The 25,289-nt window shown below is 72.7% G+C and carries 24 protein-coding genes; 14 read left to right on the plus strand and 10 right to left on the minus strand.

The annotated features are described in order from the left end of the window. Positions 1-27: 27 nt before the first annotated feature. Both ABD143_RS34115 and ABD143_RS34120 read left to right on the plus strand, forming a co-directional pair. Complete coding sequence (locus tag ABD143_RS34115; RefSeq protein ID WP_343986512.1) at positions 28-888, plus strand: alpha/beta fold hydrolase; 861 nt, start codon at positions 28-30, stop codon at positions 886-888. Between the two features lie 48 nt (positions 889-936). Further along, positions 937-1,785 (plus strand): hypothetical protein, encoded by an 849-nt coding sequence (locus ABD143_RS34120; protein WP_343986515.1) that lies wholly within the window; start codon positions 937-939, stop codon positions 1,783-1,785. 11 nt (positions 1,786-1,796) lie between these two features. Here ABD143_RS34120 and ABD143_RS34125 read toward each other — a convergent pair whose 3' ends face one another. Further along, positions 1,797-3,230: an MFS transporter gene (locus ABD143_RS34125; protein WP_343986518.1), complete on the minus strand. Its 1,434-nt coding sequence runs from the start codon at positions 3,228-3,230 to the stop codon at positions 1,797-1,799. Positions 3,231-3,647: 417 nt separating this feature from the next. On the opposite strand from ABD143_RS34125, the gene ABD143_RS34130 reads away from it, so the two are divergent. The 10 genes from ABD143_RS34130 (at position 3,648) to ABD143_RS34175 (ending at position 13,652) form a co-directional block, all read left to right on the plus strand. Further along, a complete protein-coding gene (locus tag ABD143_RS34130; protein ID WP_343987191.1) occupies positions 3,648-4,988 on the plus strand; it encodes an ATP-dependent 6-phosphofructokinase in 1,341 nt (446 codons plus the stop codon). 112 nt (positions 4,989-5,100) lie between these two features. Further along, complete coding sequence (locus tag ABD143_RS34135) at positions 5,101-5,478, plus strand: PaaX family transcriptional regulator C-terminal domain-containing protein (RefSeq protein WP_343986521.1); 378 nt, start codon at positions 5,101-5,103, stop codon at positions 5,476-5,478. Positions 5,479-5,746: 268 nt separating this feature from the next. Beyond that, entirely contained in the window at positions 5,747-5,920 is a 174-nt protein-coding gene (locus tag ABD143_RS34140) for a hypothetical protein (RefSeq protein WP_343986524.1), read from the plus strand. A 42-nt stretch (positions 5,921-5,962) separates the two neighbouring features. Beyond that, on the plus strand, positions 5,963-6,769 hold the full coding sequence (locus ABD143_RS34145; protein WP_343986527.1) for an MBL fold metallo-hydrolase: 807 nt from the start codon (positions 5,963-5,965) through the stop codon (positions 6,767-6,769). Continuing rightward, a complete protein-coding gene (locus tag ABD143_RS34150) occupies positions 6,766-7,380 on the plus strand; it encodes a DedA family protein (RefSeq protein ID WP_343986530.1) in 615 nt (204 codons plus the stop codon). The genes ABD143_RS34145 and ABD143_RS34150 overlap by 4 nt, the downstream gene beginning before the upstream one ends. Next, complete coding sequence (locus tag ABD143_RS34155; RefSeq protein WP_343986533.1) at positions 7,377-9,506, plus strand: phage holin family protein; 2,130 nt, start codon at positions 7,377-7,379, stop codon at positions 9,504-9,506. The genes ABD143_RS34150 and ABD143_RS34155 overlap by 4 nt, the downstream gene beginning before the upstream one ends. 136 nt (positions 9,507-9,642) lie before the next feature. Next, positions 9,643-10,416: an alpha/beta fold hydrolase gene (locus ABD143_RS34160; RefSeq protein ID WP_343986536.1), complete on the plus strand. Its 774-nt coding sequence runs from the start codon at positions 9,643-9,645 to the stop codon at positions 10,414-10,416. Beyond that, positions 10,403-10,906, plus strand: coding sequence for a MarR family winged helix-turn-helix transcriptional regulator (locus ABD143_RS34165; RefSeq protein ID WP_343986539.1), 504 nt, complete (start codon positions 10,403-10,405; stop codon positions 10,904-10,906). The genes ABD143_RS34160 and ABD143_RS34165 overlap by 14 nt, the downstream gene beginning before the upstream one ends. A gap of 72 nt (positions 10,907-10,978) precedes the next feature. Further along, positions 10,979-12,403 (plus strand): MFS transporter, encoded by a 1,425-nt coding sequence (locus ABD143_RS34170; RefSeq protein WP_343986542.1) that lies wholly within the window; start codon positions 10,979-10,981, stop codon positions 12,401-12,403. Positions 12,404-12,503: 100 nt separating this feature from the next. After that, entirely contained in the window at positions 12,504-13,652 is a 1,149-nt protein-coding gene (locus ABD143_RS34175; RefSeq protein WP_343986545.1) for a thiolase family protein, read from the plus strand. Positions 13,653-13,718: 66 nt separating this feature from the next. Here ABD143_RS34175 and ABD143_RS34180 read toward each other — a convergent pair whose 3' ends face one another. The 7 genes from ABD143_RS34180 to ABD143_RS34210 all read right to left on the minus strand — a co-directional run bounded on the left by ABD143_RS34180 (position 13,719) and on the right by ABD143_RS34210 (position 21,625). Then, positions 13,719-15,185 (minus strand): S1C family serine protease, encoded by a 1,467-nt coding sequence (locus ABD143_RS34180; protein ID WP_343986548.1) that lies wholly within the window; start codon positions 15,183-15,185, stop codon positions 13,719-13,721. Positions 15,186-15,444: 259 nt separating this feature from the next. Then, entirely contained in the window at positions 15,445-16,278 is an 834-nt protein-coding gene (locus ABD143_RS34185) for an N-acetylmuramic acid 6-phosphate etherase (RefSeq protein WP_343986552.1), read from the minus strand. Between the two features lie 2 nt (positions 16,279-16,280). Beyond that, positions 16,281-17,681 carry a glycoside hydrolase family 3 protein gene (locus tag ABD143_RS34190; RefSeq protein WP_343986555.1) on the minus strand — a complete coding sequence of 467 codons (1,401 nt, stop codon included), beginning with the start codon at positions 17,679-17,681 and terminating at the stop codon, positions 16,281-16,283. After that, positions 17,678-18,490: a carbohydrate ABC transporter permease gene (locus tag ABD143_RS34195; protein ID WP_379659910.1), complete on the minus strand. Its 813-nt coding sequence runs from the start codon at positions 18,488-18,490 to the stop codon at positions 17,678-17,680. The genes ABD143_RS34190 and ABD143_RS34195 overlap by 4 nt, the downstream gene beginning before the upstream one ends. Next, entirely contained in the window at positions 18,490-19,452 is a 963-nt protein-coding gene (locus tag ABD143_RS34200) for a carbohydrate ABC transporter permease (protein WP_343986561.1), read from the minus strand. Before ABD143_RS34200 ends, ABD143_RS34195 begins: the two co-directional genes overlap by 1 nt. Positions 19,453-19,459: 7 nt before the next feature. Next, positions 19,460-20,770: a sugar ABC transporter substrate-binding protein gene (locus ABD143_RS34205; RefSeq protein WP_343986564.1), complete on the minus strand. Its 1,311-nt coding sequence runs from the start codon at positions 20,768-20,770 to the stop codon at positions 19,460-19,462. Between the two features lie 135 nt (positions 20,771-20,905). Beyond that, a complete protein-coding gene (locus ABD143_RS34210) occupies positions 20,906-21,625 on the minus strand; it encodes a GntR family transcriptional regulator (RefSeq protein WP_343986567.1) in 720 nt (239 codons plus the stop codon). A 78-nt stretch (positions 21,626-21,703) separates the two neighbouring features. Here ABD143_RS34210 and ABD143_RS34215 point away from each other — a divergent pair, with 78 nt between their 5' ends. Both ABD143_RS34215 and ABD143_RS34220 read left to right on the plus strand, forming a co-directional pair. Further along, positions 21,704-22,069 carry a hypothetical protein gene (locus ABD143_RS34215; protein WP_343986570.1) on the plus strand — a complete coding sequence of 122 codons (366 nt, stop codon included), beginning with the start codon at positions 21,704-21,706 and terminating at the stop codon, positions 22,067-22,069. A gap of 251 nt (positions 22,070-22,320) precedes the next feature. Beyond that, entirely contained in the window at positions 22,321-23,748 is a 1,428-nt protein-coding gene (locus ABD143_RS34220) for a TMEM165/GDT1 family protein (RefSeq protein WP_343986573.1), read from the plus strand. A 20-nt stretch (positions 23,749-23,768) separates the two neighbouring features. Here ABD143_RS34220 and ABD143_RS34225 read toward each other — a convergent pair whose 3' ends face one another. Both ABD143_RS34225 and ABD143_RS34230 read right to left on the minus strand, forming a co-directional pair. Next, the gene (locus tag ABD143_RS34225; protein WP_343986576.1) at positions 23,769-24,236 is read right to left on the minus strand and encodes a hypothetical protein; all 468 of its coding nucleotides are present in this window, start codon (positions 24,234-24,236) and stop codon (positions 23,769-23,771) included. Further along, positions 24,233-25,123, minus strand: coding sequence for a ParA family protein (locus tag ABD143_RS34230; RefSeq protein WP_343986579.1), 891 nt, complete (start codon positions 25,121-25,123; stop codon positions 24,233-24,235). Before ABD143_RS34230 ends, ABD143_RS34225 begins: the two co-directional genes overlap by 4 nt. Between the last annotated feature and the right edge of the window lie 166 nt (positions 25,124-25,289).

Raw genomic sequence — 25,289 nt, forward strand, 5'->3', positions numbered from 1 at the left:
ACACCCCGGCGCGGCATGATGGCCCTCATGCTGATGGCGACGAGGGACGGGCTCACCTTCGACGTGCACTCGTGGGGCCCGGCGGACGGCGACCCCGTGCTGCTGCTCCACGGCTTTCCGCAGAACGGCGGGTCCTGGGCGGAGGTAGCGACCCGGCTCGCCGACCGAGGCTACCGGGTGCTCGCGCCGGACCAGCGCGGCTACTCGCCGGGCGCGCGCCCGGAGGGCAGGCGGGCCTACGCGCTCGGTGCGCTCGTCGCCGACGCGCTCGCCGTCATGGACGAGCTGACCGGGCCGACCGCCCGGGTGCACCTCGTGGGCCACGACTGGGGCGCCGCCGTCGCGTGGCAGCTCGCCGCTCGCCACCCCGAACGCATCCGTTCCCTGACCGCGGTGTCGGTGCCGCCGCCGGCCGCGTACATGCGTTCGCTGGTGACGACCCGGCAGGGCCTGGCCTCCTGGTACGTCTACGCGTTCCAGCTCCCGGGTCTGCCGGAGCGCCTGCTCGCGGCGGGCGGCCGCCGGTTCTCGCCGCGGCTCGCCGCCGCGCTGCGGCGCACCGGGCAGTCCCGCGACGCGGCCGAGCGGGACGCGGCCGGGCTCGCGGAGCCGAGGGCGCTCACGGGCGCGATCAACTGGTACCGGGGGATGTTCGCCCAGCGCCGGGCTGACCGTGGGGCGGACCACCCGGTCACGGTGCCCACCCTCTTCGTCTGGAGCGACGGCGACACGGCTCTCACCCGGCAGTCCACCGAGCGGGTGCACCAGCACGTCGAGGGGCCGTTCCGCTATGCGGAGCTCCGGGGCGTGACCCACTGGATCCCCGACGAGGCGCCCGGCCAGCTCGCCGACCTCGTGTTGGAGCACATGGGCGAGTACCCGGCCTGACGCCGCCGGCCCACCTGACCACCGGCCGGGATGGCACCATTCGTGATCATGGTGACGTCCATGGCGGCCGCGCCCCCGGGCTGCGTTCCGCCCCGGCTGGACTTCGAGATCGCCCAGACCGCCGGGTTCTACTCGCAGCTCGCGGGGGTGCTCTCCGGGTTCGCGTTCGCCGCGCTGCTCTTCCTCGTCACCAGCAGCAGCCAGTGGGCCACCCGGGACGACGACCTGAAGCTCACGTTGCGGCTCGTCGTGGCGGTCTTCGTGAGCCTCGTCCTGACGAGCTTGTCCTACGCGATGCTCGCCGGCGACACCGCGAACGGCGGGCGGGCGGCGAGCATCCAGCTCGTTGTGGCGTCCGGCTTCATCAGCGCCGGCGTCGCCCTGCTGCTGCTGGTCTACCGGGTACTGGACGACCTCGAGGCCGCGCGGGTGGTCCCGAGCGAGGTGGGCGCGTCCACCCTCGGCGCGCTCCGTTTCCTGCTGGCGCACGCGCTGCCCGTCATCCTCATCGTCACGCTCCTGGGCGGGATCGGTGACTACTCCGACATCCACTTCGCCTGCCGGCCCGGGTCCTTGTTGAGCCGCCCGGAGCTGGAGTTGGTCGGCCGGCTCTGCGTGGTCGTCGTCATCGTGCTGCCGCTCTTCGCCTACGTGGACGGGTTCCGGTATCTGTCGAGCCGGCGGACGATCCTCGCGATCCAGTGGCTCGCGAGGTCGGCGGTCGGCCTCGGCGGGCTCGCCACGGCGCTCGGGTTCGTGCTGAGCGCCGTGCTCGCGCCGGAGGAGACCGTCCCGGAATGGGCGATCGTCCCGGCGGTGGTGACCCCGACCGTCTTCCTGCTCTGCGTCTCGGTCCACATGATCCGTACGCGCTGGCGGTACGTGAAGCGCACCTGAGCCGACGGGTGTCACGCAGCCTTCGCCGCTGCTGCCAGGTGCGGCGGGCTCGTGGCCTCCGGGGCGGGAGCGCGCGGGGTCAGGGCCGCGATCGTCGTAGCCGCCAGCGCCGCCCCCGCCGCGGCCAGGTAGGCCACGGTGTACGCCGTGCCGCTCGGCACCTCCTGCCCGTCGACGACCTGGATGAATCCGGTGCCGACCGCGGCCACGAACGCACTGCACGACGACGTGCCGAGCATCCTCATGAGGGTGTTGAGGCTGTTGGCCGCCGCTGTCTCGGTCGGCGGGACCGAGTCCATGATCAGCAGGGGCAGCGCGGAGTAGGCCAGCGCAGCGCCGATGGCCGTGGTGGTGGCGGCCGCGATCACGAGCGGGACCGATCCGGGCAGCGTCGCCATCAGGACGTTCCCGAGCGCGAGCACGACGGTGCCCAGCACGAGCGTGGTACGGGCGCCCCGGCGGCGGGACACGCCTGCCGACACGGGCGAGAAGACGATCATCGCGCCGCCGACGGGCAGCAGCGCCACCCCGGCCGCGACGAGCGACAGGCCGAACCCGTACCCGGTCGCCACGGAGGCCTGCAGAACCTGGATCGTCAGGATGAACCCGGCGAACATCCCGAAGCCGATCGCGATCGAGCCGATGTTCGTCCACAGCACGGTGGGCCGCACGGAGACCCGCAGGTCGACGAGCGGGCTGCGGGCCCGCAGCTCCCAGCAGACCCACACCGCGAAGAGCGCGACGGCCGCGGCCAGCAGCCCGAGCACGCGCGCGCTGGCCCAGCCCCACACCGAGCCCTGCGAGACCGCGAGCAGCAGGCACACCAGCGCCGCCGACAGGCCGATCGCGCCCGGCAGGTCGAAGTGCCCCCCGGAGCGCAGCGGCGACTCCTGCACCACCAGGCGGACCAGCACGAACTGCACCACCCCGAGCACCGCGGCCGCCGCGAAGAGCCACCGCCAGCTCGTGGCCTGCGCCACCAGCCCGGTGAGCGGGAGCCCGATCGCGCCCCCGATGCCCAGTGACGAGCTCATCAGCGCGATCCCGCTGCCCACCCGGCGCGACGGCAGCACGTCGCGCATGACGCTGATGCCCAGCGCGACCACGCCGAGCGCGGCGCCCTGGAGCGCCCTTGCCACTATCAGCACCGCGACGTTCGGCGCGGCGGCCCCCAGCGCCGACCCGATCGTCACCATCCCGAGCGCGACGAGCAGCATCCGGCGCTTGCCGTACATGTCGCCGAGCCGCCCCAGCACGGGCGCGCAGACCGCGCCCGCCACCAGCGTGGCCGTGACGAGCCAGGCGACCGTGGCGGGCGGGGCCGAGAGCAGCCGCGGGAACTGCGGCAGGAGCGGGATGACGAGGGTCTGCATCAGCGAGACGGCGAGCCCGCACGAGGCGAGCGCACCGACGACGAGCGCCGGCCGGGCGGCGGGGGATGGCACCCCAACAGGGTGACCAGAGGTGATTGTCATACACAAGCTTTTTGCGGGACCCACACATGAGTAGACCGGGCGGCGTTGTTCAGCACCCTCGCAGAGGAGCGCCCTGAACAACTCGGCCCTACTGCGCGACGCCCAGGCGGGCACCTCGCGGCGTTGGACGATCGGGCCGATACAACAGCGGTATCGGCCCTCCGCGTCAGGTGACCCGATGCGATGCACCCACCTGGACGCCGCTCGCTACGGGCGGAGTTGTTCAGGACCCTCCTAGCCATCCACCCGAAGGACGAGGCATGCTGGAACGGTCAAGAACGAAGGCCACCGTCCCCGGCGCCGCGGCGTGGTCATCGCGCCGCCTACGCAGGGAGCGCTGCCGTGAGCTCCGCCTTCTCCGACGACCACGAGGCTTCGGTCGTCGAACTGCACCGTTCGCAGCCGCCCGACCTCTCCATCGACACCCTCGGCCCGTGCCGCATCCCCTCGCCGATCGCGCACCTGCTCGAGGCGGTGCGCACCGGCGAGCACTACGTGGACGAGCGCGACCGCGTGCTCCTCGACGACACGCTCGAGGGCATCTCCGCGCGCGGGGTGGCCCCGCAGGACCTCCCCGGGATGGAGCCGTGCGGCCCGCGGCGCCAGATCTTCTTCGACCCGGCCAAGACGCGCGCGGCCATCGTCACCTGCGGCGGGCTGTGTCCCGGCCTCAACGACGTGATCGCCGGGCTGGTCCGGTCGCTCACCTACCACTACAAGGTGCGGCGGGTCGTGGGCATCCGCAACGGCTACCAGGGCTTCGTCCCCGAGTACGGCCACGACGTCGTCGACCTCACCCCCGAGACGGTGCGTGACATCGCCGTCGAGGGCGGCACCGTGCTCGGCACCTCCCGCGGCCACCAGGACCCCGAGAAGATCGTCGACTGCCTGGAGCGGCTGCACGTCAACGTGCTGTTCGTCGTGGGCGGCGACGGCTCGATGCGCGGCGCCATGGAGATCGCCCGGGTCTGCCGGGAGCGCGGACTCTTCATCGGGGTGGTCGGCGTCCCGAAGACGATCGACAACGACATCCCCTACATCGACCAGAGCTTCGGCTTCCAGACCGCGTTCTCCCACGCCAGTGACGCCATCAGGGCGGCGACCGTCGAGGCCAAGTCCACGGCCAACGGGATCGGCATGGTCAAGCTGATGGGCCGGCACTCCGGCTTCATCGCCTGCTACGCCGCGCTCGCCCGCAGTGACGCCGACGTCGTGCTGATCCCTGAGGTCCCCTTCGCGCTCGACGGCGAGGGGGGGCTGCTCGCCCACGTGCGCAGGCGGGTCGCGGAGCGCGGGCACGCCGTTGTCGTCGTGGCCGAGGGCGCAGGCCAGGAGCTGCTCGGGGACCACGGCGACCACCAGGACGGCGACCGCGACGCATCCGGCAACGCCCGCCTCCATGACATCGGCCCCTACCTGCGCAGACGCATCGCCGACCACTTCTCCGACGCGGGCATCGAGACCTCGATCCGCTACATCGACCCCAGCTACGCCATCCGCAGCGTGCCCGCAAACCCGTACGACTCGGTCTACTGCGTGCGGCTCTCGCAGGCGGCGGTGCACGCGGCGATGTCCGGGCGCACGGGCATGGTCGTGGGCCGCTACCGGCGCCGGTTCGTGCACATCCCGATGACGGTGGCCGTCAGCAGGCGCAACCAGGTCGACCCACACGGCGACCTGTGGATGGCCGTGCTGGAGTCCACGGGGCAGCCGGCGCGCTTCCGCTGACGGCGGGTACTACCTACCGTGCTCCCGTGCTCCCGCGCTGGCGCGCGCCCGCTTGCCGTACAGCATCGTGCCGCCGACCAGCAGCGCCAGCACGAGGTACGGGAGCGTGTTGTTGACCACGACCACGGCCCCGACGGGGAGCTGGAACGCCAGCTCGATCTGCAGCAGCGCCTCGACGAGGAGGCTCGCGCCGCTGCCCGAGCTCGCCCGCAGCCTGCGCTCCCACCTCGACCGGTTGCAGGCAGTGCTCGTCGACCCCGCGGAGCCCGCCGCAACGGCGGCGACCCTGCGCCGAATCGCCGGGCTGCTACAGGGCCCCTACGTGGACCTGATCCGTGACCCGGGGCTGCCGCCCGCGCTCCGACCCCCGGGATGGCCGGGGGAGGACCTGCGTGCTGCGATGGGTCACGTGCAGCAGCGCTACCTCCCGCCGGCCTCCCGTTACCTGCTCGACCGGCTCGCGAGCCTCACCACCGGGGGGCAGCGGTGAACCCCATGGACAGGGTCGAGTTCCTGCTCGGGCGCTGGGAGGGCACGGGCTGGCACCGGCACGGCGGCTCGCCGCCGCGGCGGTTCCGCCAGAGCGAGCACGTCCGCAGGCGGCTGGACGGCGAACTCGTCACCATCGAGGGCAGGGGATGGCGGGACGACGGCTCCGGCGACGTCGTGCACCGGGCCTTCGCACTGGTCTCCTACGACGCGGACCGGGAGTGCTACCGCTGGGAGGCGTTCAGCGGGGCGGTCGGGTGGAGACCGTCGTGGACCTCTCCGACGGCGGCTTCGCCTGGTCGCTCAGCCCGGCGCCCGACGTCACGATCCACTACCGCGGGCTCGTCACCCATGACACCTGGACCGAGACCGCGCAGCTGCACGCTGGGGAGGGTCTCGAACCTGCGACCGTCCTGGAGATGACGCTGCGGCGGGTCGGCTGACGTCCCCGAACGGGCGATCGCCCCACCCGCGATACTGATCCGGTGCATGCGCTGGCGATGCGCTTCCTCGGCCACTCCACCGTGCGGCTTGAGCTGGCCGGGCGGGTCGTCCTGACCGACCCGGTGCTCACGCCGCTGGTGGGTCCGCTGCGCCGCGTCGGGCCCGTCCCGGAGCAGGCGGACTACGCCGACACCGACCTCGTGCTCGTCTCGCACCTGCACAGCGACCACCTGCACCTGCCCTCGCTGCGCAGGCTGCCGCCCACCGCGCGGGTGGTGGTGCCGCGGGGCGCGGGAGCGTGGGTGCGCGCCCGCGGGGTGCGCAACGTCGAGGAGCTCGCGCCGGGCGAGGAGCTACGCGACGGCGGGCTGCGGGTGCGGGGCGTGCCGGCGACGCACAGCGGACACCGTTGGGGTCCGCGCTCGACCCGCGGCCCGCAGGCCCGGGCGATGGGCCACCTCGTCGAGGGGGCGGGGGTGCGCGTGTATGCAGCCGGGGACACGGACCTCTTCGACGGGATGGAAGACCTGGCTACCCCTGACATCGCGCTGCTGCCGGTCTGGGGCTGGGGGCCCTCGCTCGGGCCCGGCCACCTCGACCCGGCCCGCGCCGCGGAGGCCGTCCGGTTGCTGCGCCCGCGGATCGCGGTGCCCGTGCACTGGGGAAGCCTCGCGATCGCCGGCCTGCCCCGGACGCCCGGTCCCGCCGGAGCGCGGATGCGCAGGCTGCTTGTTGAGCCGCCCCAAGAGTTCGCTGCCCACGTCGCCGCGGGTGGCGCGGCCACGAAGGTGCTCGTGACGCCACCCGGCGCCGCCGTGGCCCTGCCCACCGAGCCGGTGGCGCAGTGACGGATTTCGACCCGTCCGCGATCGGCTATCCGGCCCTGTTCGGTGGGGTGCTCCTCGGCTCGCTCATCCCGGTCATCCCCACGGGCGCACTCGTCGGGGCGGCGGCCGCCATCGCTGTGACGACCGGCCACCTGTCGCTACCTCTGGTGCTCCTGTTATCGACGCTCGGCGCGCTGCTGGGTGACCTCGCGACGTTCGGTGTCGCGAAGGTCGGGAGCGCCACCGCAATGCGGTGGGTCGCGAAGGGCCAGTCGCAGGAGCGGCTGGACGCGGCCCGAGGGCAGTTCGCCGCCCGCGGAGGGCTGCTGGTCGTCATCGGGCGACTGGTGCCTGCCGGGCGCATCCCGGTGCTGCTCGCCGCGGGCACCCTCGGCTACCCGTGGCGACGGCTCGGCCCCGCCGCGCTCGTGGCCTGCGTGGTCTGGGCGATCGCGTACGCCGCGCTCGGCGTGCTGAGCGGCGGCCTGTTCGACAACCCGGTGGTCGCGACGCTGCTCGCGGCCGTGCTCGTGCTCGTGGTGGGCGCGGTGGTGTCGCTGCTCTCGGCGTGGCGCAGGCGCAGGCGGCTCGTCCGGGAGCACGCGGCGCACGGCCCCGGAACGCCCACGTGACGGCGGGTGGCCACGGCGCCGGCCCGCTGCTGCGTGGCGGCCGGTTCGTCGCGCGGCTGCTGCTCGTGTGGGTGCTCGTCGTTGCGGCGCTGCGGGTGCTCGATGCGGTGCTCGGCGGTTTCTCGATGCCCGAGTGGTGGCAACCGACCGTCTGCGCGCTGCTCTTCGGCGTGCTCAGCGCGGTGGTGTGGCCGTTGATCCTGCGGGTCGCGCTGCCGATCGCGGTGTTCACGCTCGGGATCGGCTCGTTCCTCCTGCTGGGCGCGGGCGTGCTCGCGATCTCCTTCGCGGTGCCGGGTGTCGTGATCGCCGATTTCGGCACGGCCGTGGTGGTTGCGGTTGCGTTGTCGGCGCTCGCGGCCGTCGCCAGTAGCCTGCTCGCGCTCGACGAGGACGAGCTGTTCTTCCGGCGCGCGGCCCGGCGGAGCCGCCGCGCGTCCGCCGGCACCGGCGAGATGCCGCCCGGCGTGCTGTTCCTGCAGGTCGACGGCCTCGGCATCGACACGCTTCGGCGCGCCGTGCGCAGCGGCGACATGCCGACGTTCGCCCGGCTGCTCGACGACGGCAGCCACCGGCTCATCGACTGGCACACGGACTGGAGCTCCCAGACCGGCGCGAGCGTCTGCGGCATCCTCCACGGCAGCAACGACGACATCCTCGGTTTCCGGTGGTACGAGAAGGACCGGGACCACGTCATGGCGTGCTCCAACCCCGAGGACGCGGCCGAGATCGAGCGGCGGCATTCCGACGGCCGCGGGCTGCTCGCCGTCGACGGCGCGGCGCGCGGCATCCTCTTCACCGGCGACGCCCCGCACGTCAGCCTCACGATGAGCGCCCTGCCGCTGCTCGGGAGGGCGGCGCGGCGGCGGAGCGACGCGCACGACGGGGTCGGGGCCGGCTACTACGCGTACTTCGCCGACCCCGCCAACGCGATCCGGACGCTCGTCGGCACGCTGGTCGACATCGCCCGCGAGATCTACGCAGCGGTCCGGCAGCGGCGCGCCGACGTGCGACCGCGGGTGAACCGGGGCGGCCTCTACCCGCTGGCCAGGGCAGGCACGACCGTCGTCGTCCGCGACGTCGTGGTGTCGGCGATCATCGAGGACATGCTGGCCGGGCGCGCTGCCGTGTTCGCCGACTTCCTCGGCTACGACGAGGTGGCCCACCACTCCGGCACCGAGCGGTTCGACGCGCTCGCCGTGCTGCGCTCGATCGACCAGCACATCGGGAGGCTGTACCGGGCCACGCAGATCGCGCCGCGGCGCTACCACATCGTGGCCCTGTCCGATCACGGGCAGACGCAGGGCTGGGCCTTCTCCGACCGGTTCGGCGAGTCGGTGGAGGCGCTGGTCGGACGGCTGTGCGGCACCCCGCAGCCGGACCCGCGCCGCGGCTCCCACTCCGATGCCGGGCGCACGGGCGAGGGCTGGCAGGTCGGCGCGGTGCTCGCGGAGGCCTCGTCCGGCGGTGGGCTGATCGCGCGCAGGCTGCGTGCCCGCGTGGAGCGGGTCGGCGCGGCGCCGGACCGGCCGCGGATGCCGAGTGGCGCGCCGGGTGCGGTCACGCGGGTGGCGCCGGGCGTGGTCGTGGTGGCGTCCGGCCACGTGGCGATGGTGTCGTTCACCGAGCACCCTGGCCGGGTCGAGCTGGAGACGATCGAGCGCGAGTTCCCCGAACTGCTGCCCTCGCTCGTCGACCACCCCGGCATCGGGTTCATGCTGGTCCGCAGCGCGGAGTTCGGCCCTGTCGTGCTCGGGCGCGACGGGCTGCACCGGCTCGCCTCCGGCGTCGTGATCGGGGACGACCCGCTCACGCCGTACGGGCCGCACGCGCTCGAGCTGGTGCGGCGCGTGGACACGTTCCCGCACTGCCCCGACATCATGATCAACAGCCGCTACGACCCGTCCCGCGACGAGGCCTCCCCGTTCGAACCGCACGTGGGGTCGCACGGCGGGATGGGCGGCCCGCAGTCGCGCGGGTTCGTGCTCCACCCCGCGGGCCTCCCGGAACCCGGTGAGATCGTGGGAGCCGAGGCCCTGCACCAGGTGCTGCGCGGCTGGCTCACGCACCTGGGCCACCCCGACCCGAGAGCAACGGAGGCACCGCTGCGCCGAGCAGCGACCTGAACCCCAACCCCCCGCGAGTCGGGGCCTGAATGCACGCGAGTCGCTGTAAAAGTGCGAGCGAGTTTCGTACTGCGGCGCGCTCGGCATCCACGACTTCCGACGGCCTCGCGGTGCTCGGGGCTGGCATGCTGCCGCAATGGCCGATCCGTTCGTGCTCGTGCACGGCGCCAACCACGGCGGATGGTGCTGGGCGCGCGTGGCGCCGCGGCTCCGCGCGGCAGGCCACGACGTCTTCACCCCCACGCTCACCGGGTTCGGCGAGCGCGCTCACCTACTCACGCCGGACGTCGGCCCGGAGACGCTCGTGCAGGACGTCGTGCGGATGATCGAGTGGGAGGAGCTGTCCGGGGTCGTGCTCGTCGGCCACAGCTTCGGCGCACTCGTGGCGCTGGCCGTCGCCGAGCGGGTGCCGGACCGGCTGCGCCGGATCGTGCTGCTCGACGGGCTGGTGGTCGAGCCGGGCGCCCCCGCCTTCGACGCGCTGCCGCCCGCGGCGGTGCAGGCGAGGACAGCGGCCGCCGAGGCGGCCAGCGGCGGTTTGGCCTACCCGCCACCGGGTGCCGCGGCGTTCGGGTTGACCGATCCGGACGACATCGCGTGGGTGGACCGGCGGCTCACGCCGCAACCGTTGCGCACCTACGCCGAGCCGTTCCCGCTGCACGCGCCGCTGGGAGCGGGCCTGCCGGTCACGTACGTCTGCTGCACCGACCCTGCATACCCGGCGGTCCACACCGCGCACCCCATCGTCCGGCGGGAGGGCTGGGAGTGGCGCGAGCTGGCCACCGGGCACGACGCGATGATCAGCGCCCCCGAAGCGACGGCCGCGGAACTGCTCCGGGCGCGAATCGATCCTTCAGCGGACGATCCGGCAGTAGAAAGTCGGTACTCTGACCTGTATGGACACGCGTAGTGCCGAGGAGATCCGGGCCGACCTCTCCTACCTGTTCGACAAGGCGAGCCAGGCGCTCGCCGCGCGGATGGCGGACTCGCTGGCCACGTTGCGCATCTCGCCGCGGGACTACTGCGTGCTGTCCAAGGCGGGATCCGCGGCGCTCACGCAGGGCGAGCTGGCCGAGCTGGCGCTGATGGACAAGACCACGATGGTCGTCACTCTCGATCGTCTCGAGGGTGACGGCCTCGCCCGCCGCACCCCCTCGCCCACGGACCGGCGGGCCCGAATTGTCGAGACCACCGATGCCGGCTACTCCACGGTGGCGCAGGCGCGCACGGTCATCGACAACCTCTACGCCGACGTGCTCGGGGTGCTCCCCGCCGAGCAGCGCGAGGTCTTCCTGGACGCACTCGTGACTCTCGTCGGTCCAGATGGGCCGCTGTCCGAGGTCGAGGCCACTCCCAACGCGCCCCGCCGCCGGGCCACCAGATCGTCCCGAACGCAGTGATCTGAATCGGAATCGTCTAGAACAAAACTATCTGCTACGGTCCTTCTGGTTGCTCACCCCAGGAGGTCCGCGATGAGTTCGACCGCAGCGGCTCACGCCGCCGCTCGCGCCACCCGCGCCACCCCGTCGCGCTGGACCGCCCTCGCGGTCCTGTGCGCGGGCATGCTCATGATCATTCTCGACGGCACGATCGTCAGCGTCGCGCTGCCGGCGATCGAGGCGGACCTGGGCTTCACGCCAGCCGGGCTCGCCTGGACCGTCAACGCCTATCTCGTGCCGCTCGGCGGCCTGCTCCTGCTCGCCGGCCGTCTCGGCGACCTCTACGGCAGGCGCCGGATGCTGCTCACCGGGCTCACGCTATTCGTGCTGGCCTCCCTGCTCTGCGGGCTCGCGACGAACGCCGCGATGCTCGTCGCCGCGCGGTTCGTCCAGGGTGTGGCCGCCGCGATGGCCTCGGCGGTGGTGCTCGGCATGGTCGTCGCGCTGTTCCCGGAGCGGGTCGAGCGGGCCAAGGCGATGGGCGTCTACGCGTTCGTCGGCGCGGCCGGGGCGTCGATCGGCCTCGTGCTCGGGGGTGTGCTCACGGCGACGGTGGGGTGGCGCTGGATCTTCCTCGTCAACATCCCGATCGGCGTCGCGGCCGTGCTGCTCTCCCTGTGGGCCGTGGCGGCAGACCGCCCGCGGGAGCGCGCGGCCCGGCCCGACGTCCTCGGCGGCGCTCTCGTCACGGCGGGGCTGGTGCTCGGCGTCTTCACGATCGTGACCACCTCGGAGCCGCCGCTCCGGATCGGGGTGGGGGCCGTCGCCGTGGCCCTGCTCGTCCTGTTCGTGGTGCGGCAACAGCGGGCGGCCGAGCCGCTCGTCCGGCTCTCGATCTTCCGCTCCCGCGCCGTGAGCGGCGGCAACGTCGTGCAGCTGCTGACGGTGGCCGGCATGCTCGGCTTCCAGTTCGTCATGGCCCTCTACCTGCAGCAGGCGTTGTCCTACTCCCCGGCGGCCACCGGTTTCGCGGTGCTCCCGATCTCGGTCGGCATCGCGCTGGTCTCGCTGACGCTGTCGGGGTGGCTGATCGCCAGGGCGGGCGCGCGTCGCGTGCTCCTCGTGGGCGAGCTGCTGCTCGTCGCGGGCCTGTTGCTGCTCGCACGGGAGCCGGTCGGGCTCTACGTCGTGGACGTCCTGCCGTCGGTGCTGCTGCTGGGCGCCGGCGCCGGCCTGGTGCTCCCGGCGGTCACGACGGTCATCATGTCCGACGCCACGCCCGAGGACTCCGGGCTCGCCTCCGGCCTGGCCAACACCAGCCAGCAGGTCGGCGGTGCGCTGGGCGTCGCGGTGCTGGCGGTGGTGGGAGCCGCCCACACCGATGCGGCCGCCGCAGCCGGTTCGACCGTGCAGGACGCGCTGGTCAGCGGCTACCACCTGGCGTTTCTCGTGAGCGCCGGACTCGTGGCCGCGGGGATCCCGCTGACGCTCACGGTTTTGCGCCGCGACCGGGTGTGACCAGCGTCCTCGTTCCGCTCGGCGCCTCCAGAACCTATCCTCGAAAACAGGCAGCGCTGACCGTTATCAGTGACCGTTACAGGGCGACAGGGGAGTCGGCATGCGGGACGCAGTGATCGTGGAGGCCGTGCGCACGCCGGTGGGCAAGCGCAACGGGGGGCTGTCCGGGGTGCACCCGGTGGACCTGTCCGCTTACGTGCTCAGCGCGCTGGCGCAGCGCAGCGGCATCGACCCCGCCGTCGTCGACGACGTGGTCTGGGGCTGCGTCTCGCAGGTGGGGGAGCAGACCTCCGACATCGGCCGCACGGCCGTGCTCGCGGCGGGGTGGCCGGAGTCGGTCACGGGGGTGACCGTCGACCGCCAGTGCGGCTCCTCGCAGCAGTCGGTGCACTTCGCGGCGGCAGGGCTGGTGGCAGGGCAGTACGACGTGGTCGTCGCGGGTGGCGTCGAGTCGATGAGCCGGGTGCCGATGGGTGCGGCGTCGCAGGGTGGCGACCCGTTCGGCGACCGGTTCCGCGCCCGCTACGGCGACACCCTGCCCAACCAGGGCGTCGGCGCTGAGATGATCGCCGAGCGCTGGGGCTTCTCGCGCACGCAGGTCGACGAGTACTCGGCCCTCTCGCACGAGAAGGCCGCCGCGGCGCAGGACGACGGGCGGTTCGACGCCCAACTTGCGCCCGTCACGACTGCCGAGGGCACGGTGGTGGCGAGGGACGAGGGCGTCCGGCGCGGCTCGTCGGTCGAGACGCTCGCCGGGCTCAAGACGGTGTTCAAGCCCGAGGGCGGCGTGATCACGGCCGGCAACTCGTCGCAGATCTCAGACGGCTCGGCCGCGCTGCTGATGACGACGAGTGAGAAGGCGCGCGAGCTGGGGCTCACCCCGATTGCGCGGGTGCACACCGCGGTGCTGGCCGGGGCCGACCCCGTGATCATGCTGACCGCACCGATCCCGGCCACGCAGAAGGCGCTGACCCGCAGCGGTCTGGGGATCCAGGAGATCGGGGTGTTCGAGGTCAACGAGGCCTTCGCGCCGGTCCCGCTGGCGTGGCTCGCGGAGCTGGGCGCGGACCCGAAGGCGCTCAACCCGAACGGTGGGGCGATCGCGCTCGGCCACCCGCTCGGCGCGAGCGGCGCCCGGCTGATGACCACACTCGTGCACCACATGCGGGACAACGGGATCCGCTACGGGCTGCAGACGATGTGCGAGGGCGGCGGCCAGGCCAACGCCACCATCCTCGAGCTTCTCTGACGCTCCGGCGACGGCGGAAGCCGCCGCACGGTGCGGTGCGGCGGCTTCCGGTGTCGGGACGCGGGGTCAGTTGCCTCCGCCGAAGGGGTTGGTCTGCCCGAACGGGTTCTGCTGCCCGAACGGGTTCTGCTGCCCGCGCGGGGACCGGCCGCCCGGGTTCGGGGTCTGATTCGCCCCGCCGACGCTGTCGGAGGCCGCCTTGTCGGGCTGGCTGCCGAGAGTGACGTTCATGGTGTGCGGGTTGCTCCCGTTGGCTTCGGTGACGGTCAGCGCGACCTGCGCGCCCGGCGCGTAGGACCCGATGCGGGCGATGAGGTCGGCGAAGTTCTGCACATCGGAGGTGCCGACCTTCGTGACGACCTCACCCGCGGTGAGCCCCGCGTTCGCGGCGGGCGAGCCCGGCGTGACCGCCGAGATCGGCGCGCCGTTCGTGGCGGTGTTGCCGTTGGGGTTGCTGGAGGTGCTGCCCTGCACGCCGAGCAGCGGCTTCGTGGCCGAGCCGGTGTTCAAGATCTCCTGGGCGACGCGGCGGGCCTGGTCGACCGGGATCGCGAAGCCCAGCCCGATGCTGCCGGTGCTCTGGGTGCTGCCGGTGTCGATGGCCGAGTTGATCCCGATCACCTGGCCGTCGAGGTTCACCAGCGGGCCACCCGAGTTGCCCTGGTTGATGGGCGCGTCGGTCTGCAGCCCGTTGTAGACGACGGGAGCACCCGTGTCGCCCTGCACCTCCACAGTGCGGTTGAGCGCGCTGACGATGCCGCTGGTCACCGTGCCAGTCAGGCCCTGGGGCGAGCCGATCGCGACGACCTGCTCCCCGACCTGGACGGAGCTGCTCTGGCCGAGCGTCGCGGGCGTGAGCCCGGAGACGCCCTGCAGCTTGAGCACGGCCAGGTCGTAGCTCGGCGAGGTGCCGACGACCGTGGCCTGGTGCTGGCTGCCGTCGGAGAGCGTGACCATGATGTTGCCGGTGCTGCCGGCCACCACGTGGTTGTTGGTGAGCACGTCGCCGTCGGCGGTGAGGACCACGCCGCTGCCCTCGGCCGTGCCATTGGCCAGCGCGACCTGGATGTCGACGGTGCTCGGCGACGCGGCCTGCGCCGCCGCGGTCACGGTTCCCGGCGCGGCGTTCATGGCGTTCGATGTCGTTGACGCCGCGCCGAGCACGATGCCCTGGCTGCCGCGGTCGAGCAGCGCGTACGCGCCCCCGAAGCCCGCGCCGCCCCCGACGAGGCCGGCGACGACCGCTGCGGCCACGATCCCGACCATGGCCCGCTGCTTGCGCGGCTTGCCGGGCATCGGCGCCCCGACGGGCGGGCCGGGGTAGGGGCCCTGGGGCGGCGGCGGAGGCAGGGGCGGGCCCGGGTACGGCCCGCTGACGGGCTGCTGGGCGGGGATCGTCTGGGTGGCGGCGCTCTCTGACTCGCTCTGCCCGGGGCCGGCCATGGCGTAGGACGGAACGGGCTGCTGCTCGGGTTGGGAGCGGTCGGCCGAGGCGCTCGCGTCTCGGCCCGCCTCCCTCTGCTCGTCGCTCATGTAGCCACGATGCGCCCGAATTCTGAACGCTCGCTGAGTATGACCTGGGAATTCCTGTGGTCTTCACCATGAAGCACAGGCGGTGCCCGCACGTGGGGGCAGAGTGGGCGCAGACGGGCCATGCAGGCACGGCCGACGGCTCGCATCCTGGTGATCGACAATGTGGATCACGGAATTCAGGAATTCGACCACGCCGGTTTCCGAGCGGAATGGCGATCGGTGATCGCGCACCCGCTCCGGCCGCATCACCGGCTCGTGTTCAGGCCAGCAGCGTGCGCAGGGCGGCCCTGGTGTCGCCCCCGGCCGCCGCCAGCGCCGCAGCCGCGGCGTCGTCGGACGCACCGGTGATCTCGACGAGGATGCGCTGCGCGCGCCTGCGGAGCTTCTCGTTGGTGGCGAGAACGTCGATCATCCACGGCCCGTGCGTACGGCCCCAGCGCACCATAGCCGCTGTCGAGAGCACGTTGAGCGCCACCTTCTGCGCGGTGCCCGCGGTCAGGCGGGTGGAGCCGGAGATCACCTCGGGCCCGGTCAGCAGCTCGACGGACACGTCGGCGCGCGCCGCGGCAGGACTGTCCGGGTTGTTGACGATCGCGACGGTTGTAGCGCCCACCGCCGCCGCCGCGTCGAGGGCGGCGAGGACGTAGGGCGTGCGGCCGGACGCGGTGATGACGACGACGAGATCGTCCGAGTCCACGGCGAGCGCAGTGAGGTCGCTCGCGCCGGCGGCGGCGTCGTCCTCGGCACCCTCGACCGCCATGTCGGCGGCCTCCTCACCACCCGCGAGCACGGCCCGCACAAGGTCGGCGGGCACCCCGAACGTCGGCACGCACTCGGCCGCGTCCAGCGCGGCGAGGCGGCCGGGTGTCCCGGCGCCGACGTAGATCAACCGGCCACCCGCGCGCAGCACCCGCTCCGCGGCCGTCACTGCCTCGGCCAGCGCGTCCCGCGCCGCGGCGACCACCGCGGGCACCGCCGCCTCGGCGGCCAGCAGTTCGTCCACGATCGCGGCGGGCGGCCGTTCGTTCAGATCCTCCAGGCCGGGCCGCACGCCCTCGGTGCCCAGCCGGTCGAGACCCGCGCTCGCACTCATACTCATCCCGGTCCCCTCAGCAGCTCGGCGGCCACGTCGGCCTGGGCACGCCCGTCGCCCCACAGGGTCAGGGACGGGCCCGGCGGCCGCCACCGGTCGGGCAGCCCCACGTGCACGGCGACCGCGTCCGGGCGCGCGGCGCGTACGGCGTCGAGCTCGGCGGACGGGCCGGCCACGACGACCACGAGCGGCCGGTCGACGGGTGCGTCCGGCCCGGTGGTGACGTCGACGCCCAGCGCCCGCATGGCGCCGACGAGCCGCGGCTCCCGCAGCCTGCCGGCGGCCATGTTCGCCGGGCCGGTGAGGTCGAGGACGTGCGCCCCGCGCGTGACACGCACGTCGCCGACCTGCTCGGCGACCTGGCGGACCGCCTGATGGCCGAGCCCTGGCTCGGCGACGGGAGCGTCCCCGGCGGCGCGGACCCAGGTGGCCAGCTCGGCGACCCGGCGCCCTGCGTCGGCGACCCGTGCCCGCGGGAGCGTGCCGTCGGCCACAGCCGCGAGCAGGGCGTCGCGCACCTCGCGGTAGCCGGTCTCGTCGTCGTAGCCGTTGAAGGGGCTGCCCACGCACACGAGGTCGACGCCGGCGGCCACGGCGGCGACCGCGCCCGGTCCCATCCCGACGGTCCCCGCGATCGCCTGCATGTCGAGGGCGTCGCTGATCACCACCCCGTCGAAGCCCAGCTCCGCGCGCAGCAGCCCGAGCAGCGGCGGGCTCATCGTGGCAGGCCGGTCGTCCAGGGCGGGGAACAGCACGTGCGCGGTCATGACGGTCCGCACGCCCGCCTGGATGGCGGCGGCGAACGGAGGGAGGTCGCGTTCGCGGAGCGTGGTGAGGTCGGCGTCGATGCGGGGGAGGGCCTTGTGCGAGTCGACGGTGGTGGAGCCGTGGCCGGGGAAGTGCTTCGCCGAGGCCGCGGTGCCCGCGCCCTGCATCCCGCGCACGAACGCGGCGGTGTGCCGGGCCACCAGGCCGGGGGTTGCGCCGAACGACCGGATGCCGATCACCGGGTTCTCCGGCTCGGCGTTCACGTCGGCGACCGGCGCGAGCGCGAGGTCGACCCCGGCGGCGCGGCACTGCGCGCCCATCGCGGCGGCAACGGCCTCCGTCACGGCGACGTCGTCGAGCCGCCCGAGCGCGCCGGCGCCCGGCCACGACGAGCCGGTGCGCTGTTCGAGCCGGGTGACCGCCCCGCCCTCCTCGTCGGAGGCGACGATGAAACCGGGCGCGCGGTCGTGCAGGGCGCGGGTCAGCGCCGGGAAGTCCACCCCCACGTTCGGGGCGAACACGCACACCCCGGCGAGCCCGTCGTCGGCCGCGCGCACCAGCCAGTCCGGCGGCACTGCGTCGCCGACGAACCCGGGCAGCAGCACCCCGTTCACCAAGCGCTCGTCGCCCGTCATCCCTTCACCGACCCCGCCACGAGGCCGTCGGTCAGCCGCCGCTGCGCGATCACGAAGAACACCATCACCGGCACCGTGATCAAGGTCGAAGCGGCCATCACAGCGCCCCAGTCCGTGCCGTACTGCCCGAAGAACCGCCGCAGCCCGACGGCGACGGTGAAGCCGTCCTGGTCGGACATGAATGTCAGCGCGAAGATGAACTCGTTCCACGCGGTGATGAAGGAGAACACGCTCGTGGCGACCAGCCCCGGCGCCACGAGCGGCAGCAGCACCGACCAGAACATGCGGCCCCACGACGCCCCGTCGAGGTAGGCCGCCTCCTCCAGCTCCACGGGGATCGCGGCGACGAACCCGCGCAGCGTCCAGATCGCGAACGGCAGCGAGAACGCCAGGTAGACGATGACGAGCCCGAACAGGCTGTCGAGCACACCGAGGCTGCGGGCCTGGATGAAGAGCGGGATGACCAGGGCCTCCACCGGCACCATCTGGATGACCAGGATCATCACCAGCACCGACGTGCGGAAGCGGAACCGGAACCGGGAGACGGCCACCGCGGCGAGCAGCGCCAGGAGGGCGCCGGCCAGCACCGTGCCGAGCGCGACCGTCAGGGAGTTGACCAGGTACTGGCCGAAGCCGCCCTCGCCGATCACGAACGTGAAGTTGTCGAGCGTCCACTCCTCGGGCCAGATGGTGCGGGACCCGGCGTTCGCCCGGCCGTTGAACGCCGTGGAGACCATCAGCCAGACCGGCAGCAGCGTGAAGACGAGGACTCCAGCGACCCCGAGCCAGAGGCCGAACCGACGCGCGATCACAGCTCGTCCTCCCGGAACAGCAGCCGCAGGTAGCCCACGGTGATCACCAGCAGCAGCGCGGTGAGCAGCACCGCGATCGCGGCACCGAGCCCGTAGCGGTTCTGCGCGAACGACTCCACGTACGACCAGGTGCCGAGGTTGAGCACGCTCCGGGTGACGCCGTCGCCGCCGGGCATGAGGTAGATCTGGGTGAACACCTTGAAGTCCCAGATCGTCGACAGCACGGTCACCACCGCGAACACGGGCCGCAGCATCGGGAACGTCACCGACCAGAACCGCCGCCACGCGTTCGCGCCGTCGACGGTGGCGGCCTCCGTGATCTCCTGCGGCACGGTCAGCAGGCCGGCGAGCACGGTGAGCGCGACGAACGGGAAGCCGTGGTGGACGACGTTGAGCGCGGCCACCGCGAAGAAGGAGAGCCGGTCGGTGAAGGGGTTGGCGGTGGCGGCGTCGACCAGGCCGAGAGCGTCGAGTGCCTGGATGGCGAGGCCGTCACCAGGGGTGAAGAGGAAGACCCAAACGTAGGTGCCGGTGACCGCGGGGATGGCCCAGGCCACCATGATCGCCGTGGTCACCACACCCCGGGCGACCGGGCCGAGGCGCACGAGCAGCAGCGCCACCAGCGTGCCGAGCACCACCGTGAGCGCCACCGTCGCCACTGCGAACACCACGGTGTTCGGCAGCGCCGTGCGCCACAGCTGCCCGTCGCCAAGCAGTTCGGCGTAGTTGTCGAAGCCGACCCAGTCGGTGCGCCCCGACACGAGCTCGCGCAGGCCGAAGTCCTGCAGCGAGATCACCGCGACCCGCAGCAGCGGGTAGAGCAGCAGCCCGCCCATCACGAGCAGCGCGGGCGCGAGCAGGAGCCATGGCCGGATGTTCTTGCGGGGATCCCGCCCGGGACGAGGGCCGGTGGTGACCGCCCCTCGTCCCGGCCGGGTGCGCTCCCGGACCGTGGTCACGGTCGGTTCACGCGCCACCAGCGAAGATCTGGTTCATCTCCGCGGCGGCGGTCGAGGTGGCCTGGTCGACGGTGGCCGCACCGGTGAGGATCGAGCTCATCATCGTCGAGATCGTCTTCTTGCCCTGCACCTGGCCGTAGAGCGGCGTGACCGGAACGCTGCGCCCGGCGTCGACCATCTGCTGGGCGAACGGGGCGACCAGCGGGTCGGACGACGCCGCGGCCTGGTTGAGCAGTTCGGTGGTGCCGGGGAAGAAGCTGGACTCCGTGCCCCACTTCTGCGCGAACTCACCGGTGCTCATCATCTGCACGAGCTGCCACGCGAGGTCCTGGTTCGCGCTGCCCTCGAAGATCGACAGGTGCGAGCCGCCGAGGAAGGACGGCGAGATGCCCCCGGTGGGGCCAGGGATCGGGAAGGCGCCGATCTTGCCCTGCAGCTCCGGCGCGGCCTCCAGGATCGCCTTCGGCGTCCAGCTCCCGGAGATGATCATCGCCGACTGCCCCTGGGCGAACGAGTCGCGCAGGTCCGTCTCCTTCCACGTGGCGGCGGCCGGTGTGGAGAGCCCGTGCACGGTGGAGAGCTCGGAGTAGAACTTGATGCCCTGGCGGGCCTGCGGCGATTCGAGAGCACTGGTCCAGGTGGTGCCGTTCTGCGTGGCGATCTCGCCGCCTGCGCCCCAGACGAACGGGTACACGCCGTATTCGTTGTCGCCCGCGATCGGGAACGGCACCATGTCCGGCTTCGCGGCCTTGATCGCCTGTCCGACCTGCACCAGCTCATCCCACGTGGTCGGCGGCTTCAGCCCGAGCTCGGCGAACACGTCGGTGCGGTAGACGATCGAGCGCACGCCCGCGTACCAGGGCATCCCGTAGAGCGCGTTGCCCACCGTGCCGGCCTCCACCAGGCCGTCGACCAGCCCGTTGCCCAGGCCTGCCTGCTGTACGCGCGGCGCGAGGTCGGCCAGGGCGCCCGCCTCGCCGAACTCGCCGGTCCAGGTGGTGCCGACCTCCGCGACGTCCGGCGTGGTGCCGCCCGCGATCGAGGTGACGAACCGGTCGTGCGCGGAGGCCCACGGCAGGAACTGCACGTCGAGCGACGCGCCGGTTTGGTTACGGAACGCGGTGGTCACCTCGTCGAAGAAGGGCCGGGCGTCCGGGTTGGTGCCCTCCATGATCCAGACGGTCAGCGTGCGGCCCTCGCCGCTGGCGGCGCCTCCGGTGTCTGGGCTGCTGCCACACCCTGCGACGGCCAGTGCCGACGCGGCGACGAGGGCGACGGCGGCGCGCCGCAGCCCCCGGGAACCGGGCTTCGACCACATGAGGGATCCCCTTCCAACGTGCACGCCAGACCGGTCTTCGAGACCAGAGGTCTAAGTTTTGGAGGACTGTAGCGTCGGTCACCCCGGCGCCGTCAAGGGGCGGTAACGGGGTGCAGCCGGGCCGTTACCTACCGGTCACGAAGGGAAGATGTCCACCATGATCCGGTACCGGTCGCCCCGGTAGACCGAACGGACGAACTCCGCCACTCGGCCCCCGTCGACGCGGCAGGTGCGCTCGAAGCAGAAGGCCGGCGCGCCGGCCGTCACCCCGAGCACCTCAGCGTCCTCCGGTGTGGTCAGCGCCGCCTCCGCCGTCTGGGTACCGGACGCGATGCGGTGGCCGTAGCGCCCGGCGAGCAGCTCGTAGTAGGAGTGGTCCTCCAGGTCTGCGCCGGTGAGGCCGGGTACGAGGTCGACCGGGACGTGGAGGTCCTCGACGGCCATCGGCTCGCCGTCCGCCAGGCGCAGCCGCCGGACGTGCAGAACGGGAGAGCCCGGCGGCACCTCGAGCAGCGCGGCGAGCATGACGCCTGCGGGGGAGTTGCTCGCCGTGAGCGTGCGGCTGCCGGGGCGAAGGCCGCGGGCCCGCATGTCGGCGGAGAACGAGTTGGCCGCGAGGCGGTGCGCCACCTTCGTCGGGGCGACGAACGTGCCGGCGCCCTGCCTGCGGACCAGCAGTGCGTCGGCGACCATGCCGTCCACGGCCCGGCGCAGCGTCATGCGGGCGACGCCCAGGGCGCGCGCGAGGTCGCGCTCGGCGGGCAGCGGCTCGCCTGGCGCCATCGCGGCGATCAGTTCGGCGAGTCGAGCGCGCAGCATGCGCTGCTTGTCGGTCTCCGTCGGCGGCGCGCTCATAGCCCATTGGTACACCAGCGATGCGGCTAGAGCTATCAGCGGTAGGTTTGTCAGGTGTCTCCTGACAGAATCGATTTGGTGGACCTTGCGCTGACCGTCGACGTCACAGCGGCGGCCGCCGCCGTGCAGGTCGTGGCCGTGACCGAGGCCGGCCGCCAGGCCGACGCCATCCTCGGCGAACCGCCCCTGCCAGGCAGCCTGGAGTGGCACGCGGAGGAGGGCACGGACGTCCCGGTGCAGCGGCAGCGGGCGTGGGAGCTGCTGCAGCTGAGGATCGGGCTGGGCGCAGGCCTCGACCCGCTCCCCACACTCGTCGGCCTGCGCCGGCACGGAGCGACGTGGGAGCAGATCGCGCAGGCGGCGGGCATCACCCGCCAGTCGGCCCACGAACGCTGGGCGGCGAAGGTGACGGTAATCCTCGAGCCCGACGCCGAGGCCTCCTGACCGCACCCCAACTCGCACGCAACTCGGACGCAACTCGGACGCACTGTTCCAGCGACTCGCGCGCACTTCCGCAGCGACTCGCGGGGGTGTCGCGCTCCATCCCCCGCGAGTCGCTCGATTGGTCCGCGCGGGTCGCTGGGATTCGTGCGAGTGAGTTGCTGCGGGCGTTAGGCGGGGCTAAGTGGATTTTGAAGTCCAGGCGGCGGCACGCGGGGCGATAGCGTCCGAGGCGCGAAGGGGAGTAGCTCCCAATGTCGCGGTCGACATACTGGCTCCCGCTCGGCGCGGGGCCCGGCCGCACGGCCTGCGCCATCAGGCGAGCGAGACCTTCGATCCGGTACGTCGACCGGTTCGGGGCGGGCTGCGCTCCGAACCGGCTGGAGATCGAAGGGCTTTCCCTGGTCATGGACGGTTTTCTAGTCGCGTTCGCGGTCAGTTTCGGGGTGGTCTTCGTCGCCGAGCTCGGCGACAAGTCCCAGCTCATGGCACTCACGTTCGCCACCCGCTACCGCACGCTCCCCGTGCTCGTCGGCATCACGCTGGCCACGGCGGTGGTGCACCTGGTCTCGGTGGCCGTCGGCTACGGTCTCGGCTCGGCGCTGCCCACCGGGTGGATCGCGCTGGTCGCCGCCGTCGCGTTCGTCGGCTTCGGCGCCTGGACGCTGCGCGGCGACAAGCTCACCGCCGAGGAGCGCACGAAAGCCGAGCGCTCGACGGGTTCCGCCGTGGTCGCCGCGTCCGTGGCGTTCTTCCTGGCCGAGCTGGGCGACAAGACGATGCTCGCCACGATCACACTCGCCACTCAGTACGGGTGGTTCGGTGTGTGGGTCGGCTCGACGCTCGGCATGGTCGCCGCCGACGCGCTCGCGATCCTGGTCGGCCGCCAGCTCGGACGGCGGCTGCCCGAACGCGCGGTGCAGATCGGCGCGGCGGTGCTGTTCTTCGTGTTCGGCGGCTGGCTGATCGTCGACGCCGTCGAGCAGCTCAGCGGGCAGCCGGCGTGGACGCTGGTCACCGCGGGCCTCGACCACCACACCGCGGGTTGGATCGCGCTGGCCATTGGCGGCGTCGCGACGGTGCTCGGCGCCATCGGCAGGCGGCGGATGCTGCGCGCCTCGCCGGGACGGCGGGCGTTCGGCCGTGCCGCCCAGGTGCCGGGCTCGGCGGGGTGGTGGGCACGTGGGATGTTCGTGCTATCCACGGTGCTCGGTCTCGGCGCGCCGCTGCTGGTCGCCGCCGACGTCATCCAGCCGATCTCGCTGTTCGAGAACCCCGGTGTGGTGGTCGTCGGCGCGGGGCTGGCGTTGCTCGGCATGGCCGTGGTGCTCGCGTCGCAGGCGCAGGTGGCCGCCGCCCGCGACGGCGACCCGCATCCGGTGCTCGCCACCCGCGGACTGCACGCCCGCATTCGCAACCCGGGGCTGACGGGGATGGTGGTCGCCACCGCCGGCACGCTGCTGATGGTGCCGACGCTCGTGGCCGTGCTGGGGGCGGTACTGCTCGTGGTGGCCGTGCAGATCCAGGCGAGGGCCGTGCGGGAGCCGATCCTGGCGCGGCTGCACGGCACCGACTACCTGGACTACGCCGCGCGCACCGGCCGGTTCCTGCCGCGCGTGCGCCTGACGCCGGACTCGCCGCCTCCGGGCATGGCCGACCGGAGCCGCCAGCGCATCGGGTGAGCCAGGCGGCGCCGGGCGCGCTACTGCTCGCGCGCCCAGGCGCCGCCCGACATCGCCGCGGACCGCACCCGGAACCCGGCCGTGCCCTCGATGATGTCGCGGCGGAGCTGAGTCTTCGTGCGGCCGGTTGCGTTGACGGTGGGGCCCAGCCCGCGGGCGATCTGCTTCAGCACCGGCACCGTGAACTGCGCGTCGTGCCGCTGCAGGTACTCGGCCACCTCGGCGGGGGTGGACATCCGGTTGATGTCGACCACCGCGGCGGCGACGTCGGCCGATGCCGGGTTGCGGGGCGCCACCTCGCGGCGGACAGGGCGCACCGGTCCGGGACGGTAGACGAGCTGCCCGTTGCCGGACGCGATGTCCTCGAGCTGCTCCCGGGTGAGCGTCTCCAGCAGCGCGACGGCCTTCTGCAGGGCCACCGCGAGCGGGACGGACGGGAGCGGCGAGTCGGGGAGCGAGGAGATGTCGATCGGGTCGTGCGAAGTCACGCGGCGATCCCCTCGAGACGGCCGGACAGTTCGGAGACCATGTCGCGCAGCTCGCGGGTCTGGGCCCGCCCCGTGCCGCCCAGGATCACCGGCACGCCGTGCTCGGGCGCCGGGCCGTAGACGGACTTGCTGTCGCGGATCGTCGTGGCGAACGTCGGCACCTCGCGGGCCTCGATCCGGCTGATGACGCTGCGCTGCGCCTCGATCGGGACGCCGTTCTGGTTCTGCACCATGGTGAACACCACGGCCGCAGCCGGGCGCTCCACCGGCACCGCCGAGTGCTCGTTGTACTCCTCGACGAACGACCGGATCTTCAGCCCGAGCGAGTCGATCCCGTTGGTCGAGAGGTAGTCCGGCTTGGTGGGGATCAGCAGCAGGTCGCTGGCGGCCACCGCGTTCTTGGCGATCAGCCCGAAGTTCGGCGCGCAGTCGATCAGCACTGTGTCGTACTCGGCGAAGTCCTTGTGCGAGAGCGCCTCCCGCAGCCGCCCGTGCAGCGCGGCGAACTGGTGCGGGTCGGAGATCAGCTCCGCGGCGAGGGCCGTCTCGACGTCCGTGAGGTCGCGGTGCGCGGCGATCAGGTCGAGCCGCCCGGTGCCGCGCGAGAGCTTGTCCTGGACCCGCGGCGGCGACGAGACCAGCTCGGCCGGGCTCACCATCGCGTCGTCGGTGCCGATGCCGTCGAACCAGTGCTTGATCGTGCGGCTGGGTAGCAGGTCGGCGGTCCACTCGCTCTGCGTGAAGAACGAGATGGTGAGGCTCGCCTGGGCGTCCAGGTCGATGACCAGCACCTTCTGTCCTCGCGCGGCGAAGCCGGCTCCGAGGTTCGCCGTAAGAGTGGTCTTACCTACGCCACCCTTGTGGTTGATGATCGCGACGACCTTCACCGATCTCCTCCCCGCCACCCGCGACGCGAACGATGCCATACGTCTGGATGACCCCCGCAGCTAGGCCATTGTCTACAACGGTCTGCTCCACCAGGTGGAAGCACTGCTTCACGGCTCGTGCGCGGAGCACAGCTTAAGCTCGTGGTCGTGGCGCCGAGCATGGGGA

Source organism: Pseudonocardia aurantiaca, from assembly GCF_039526725.1.
Lineage (GTDB): Bacteria > Actinomycetota > Actinomycetes > Mycobacteriales > Pseudonocardiaceae > Pseudonocardia > Pseudonocardia aurantiaca.

Coding starts and splice junctions, on each gene's coding strand:
- ABD143_RS34180 (WP_343986548.1), bottom strand. CDS start 15,185: ATGAGCGACGAGCAGAGGGAGGCGGGCCGAGACGCGAGCGCCTCGGCC.
- ABD143_RS34190 (WP_343986555.1), bottom strand. CDS start 17,681: ATGACGGGCGACGAGCGCTTGGTGAACGGGGTGCTGCTGCCCGGGTTC.
- ABD143_RS34165 (WP_343986539.1), top strand. CDS start 10,403: ATGGACACGCGTAGTGCCGAGGAGATCCGGGCCGACCTCTCCTACCTG.
- ABD143_RS34185 (WP_343986552.1), bottom strand. CDS start 16,278: ATGAGTGCGAGCGCGGGTCTCGACCGGCTGGGCACCGAGGGCGTGCGG.
- ABD143_RS34120 (WP_343986515.1), top strand. CDS start 937: ATGGTGACGTCCATGGCGGCCGCGCCCCCGGGCTGCGTTCCGCCCCGG.
- ABD143_RS34210 (WP_343986567.1), bottom strand. CDS start 21,625: ATGAGCGCGCCGCCGACGGAGACCGACAAGCAGCGCATGCTGCGCGCT.
- ABD143_RS34205 (WP_343986564.1), bottom strand. CDS start 20,770: ATGTGGTCGAAGCCCGGTTCCCGGGGGCTGCGGCGCGCCGCCGTCGCC.
- ABD143_RS34170 (WP_343986542.1), top strand. CDS start 10,979: ATGAGTTCGACCGCAGCGGCTCACGCCGCCGCTCGCGCCACCCGCGCC.
- ABD143_RS34175 (WP_343986545.1), top strand. CDS start 12,504: ATGCGGGACGCAGTGATCGTGGAGGCCGTGCGCACGCCGGTGGGCAAG.
- ABD143_RS34160 (WP_343986536.1), top strand. CDS start 9,643: ATGGCCGATCCGTTCGTGCTCGTGCACGGCGCCAACCACGGCGGATGG.
- ABD143_RS34115 (WP_343986512.1), top strand. CDS start 28: ATGCTGATGGCGACGAGGGACGGGCTCACCTTCGACGTGCACTCGTGG.
- ABD143_RS34220 (WP_343986573.1), top strand. CDS start 22,321: ATGTCGCGGTCGACATACTGGCTCCCGCTCGGCGCGGGGCCCGGCCGC.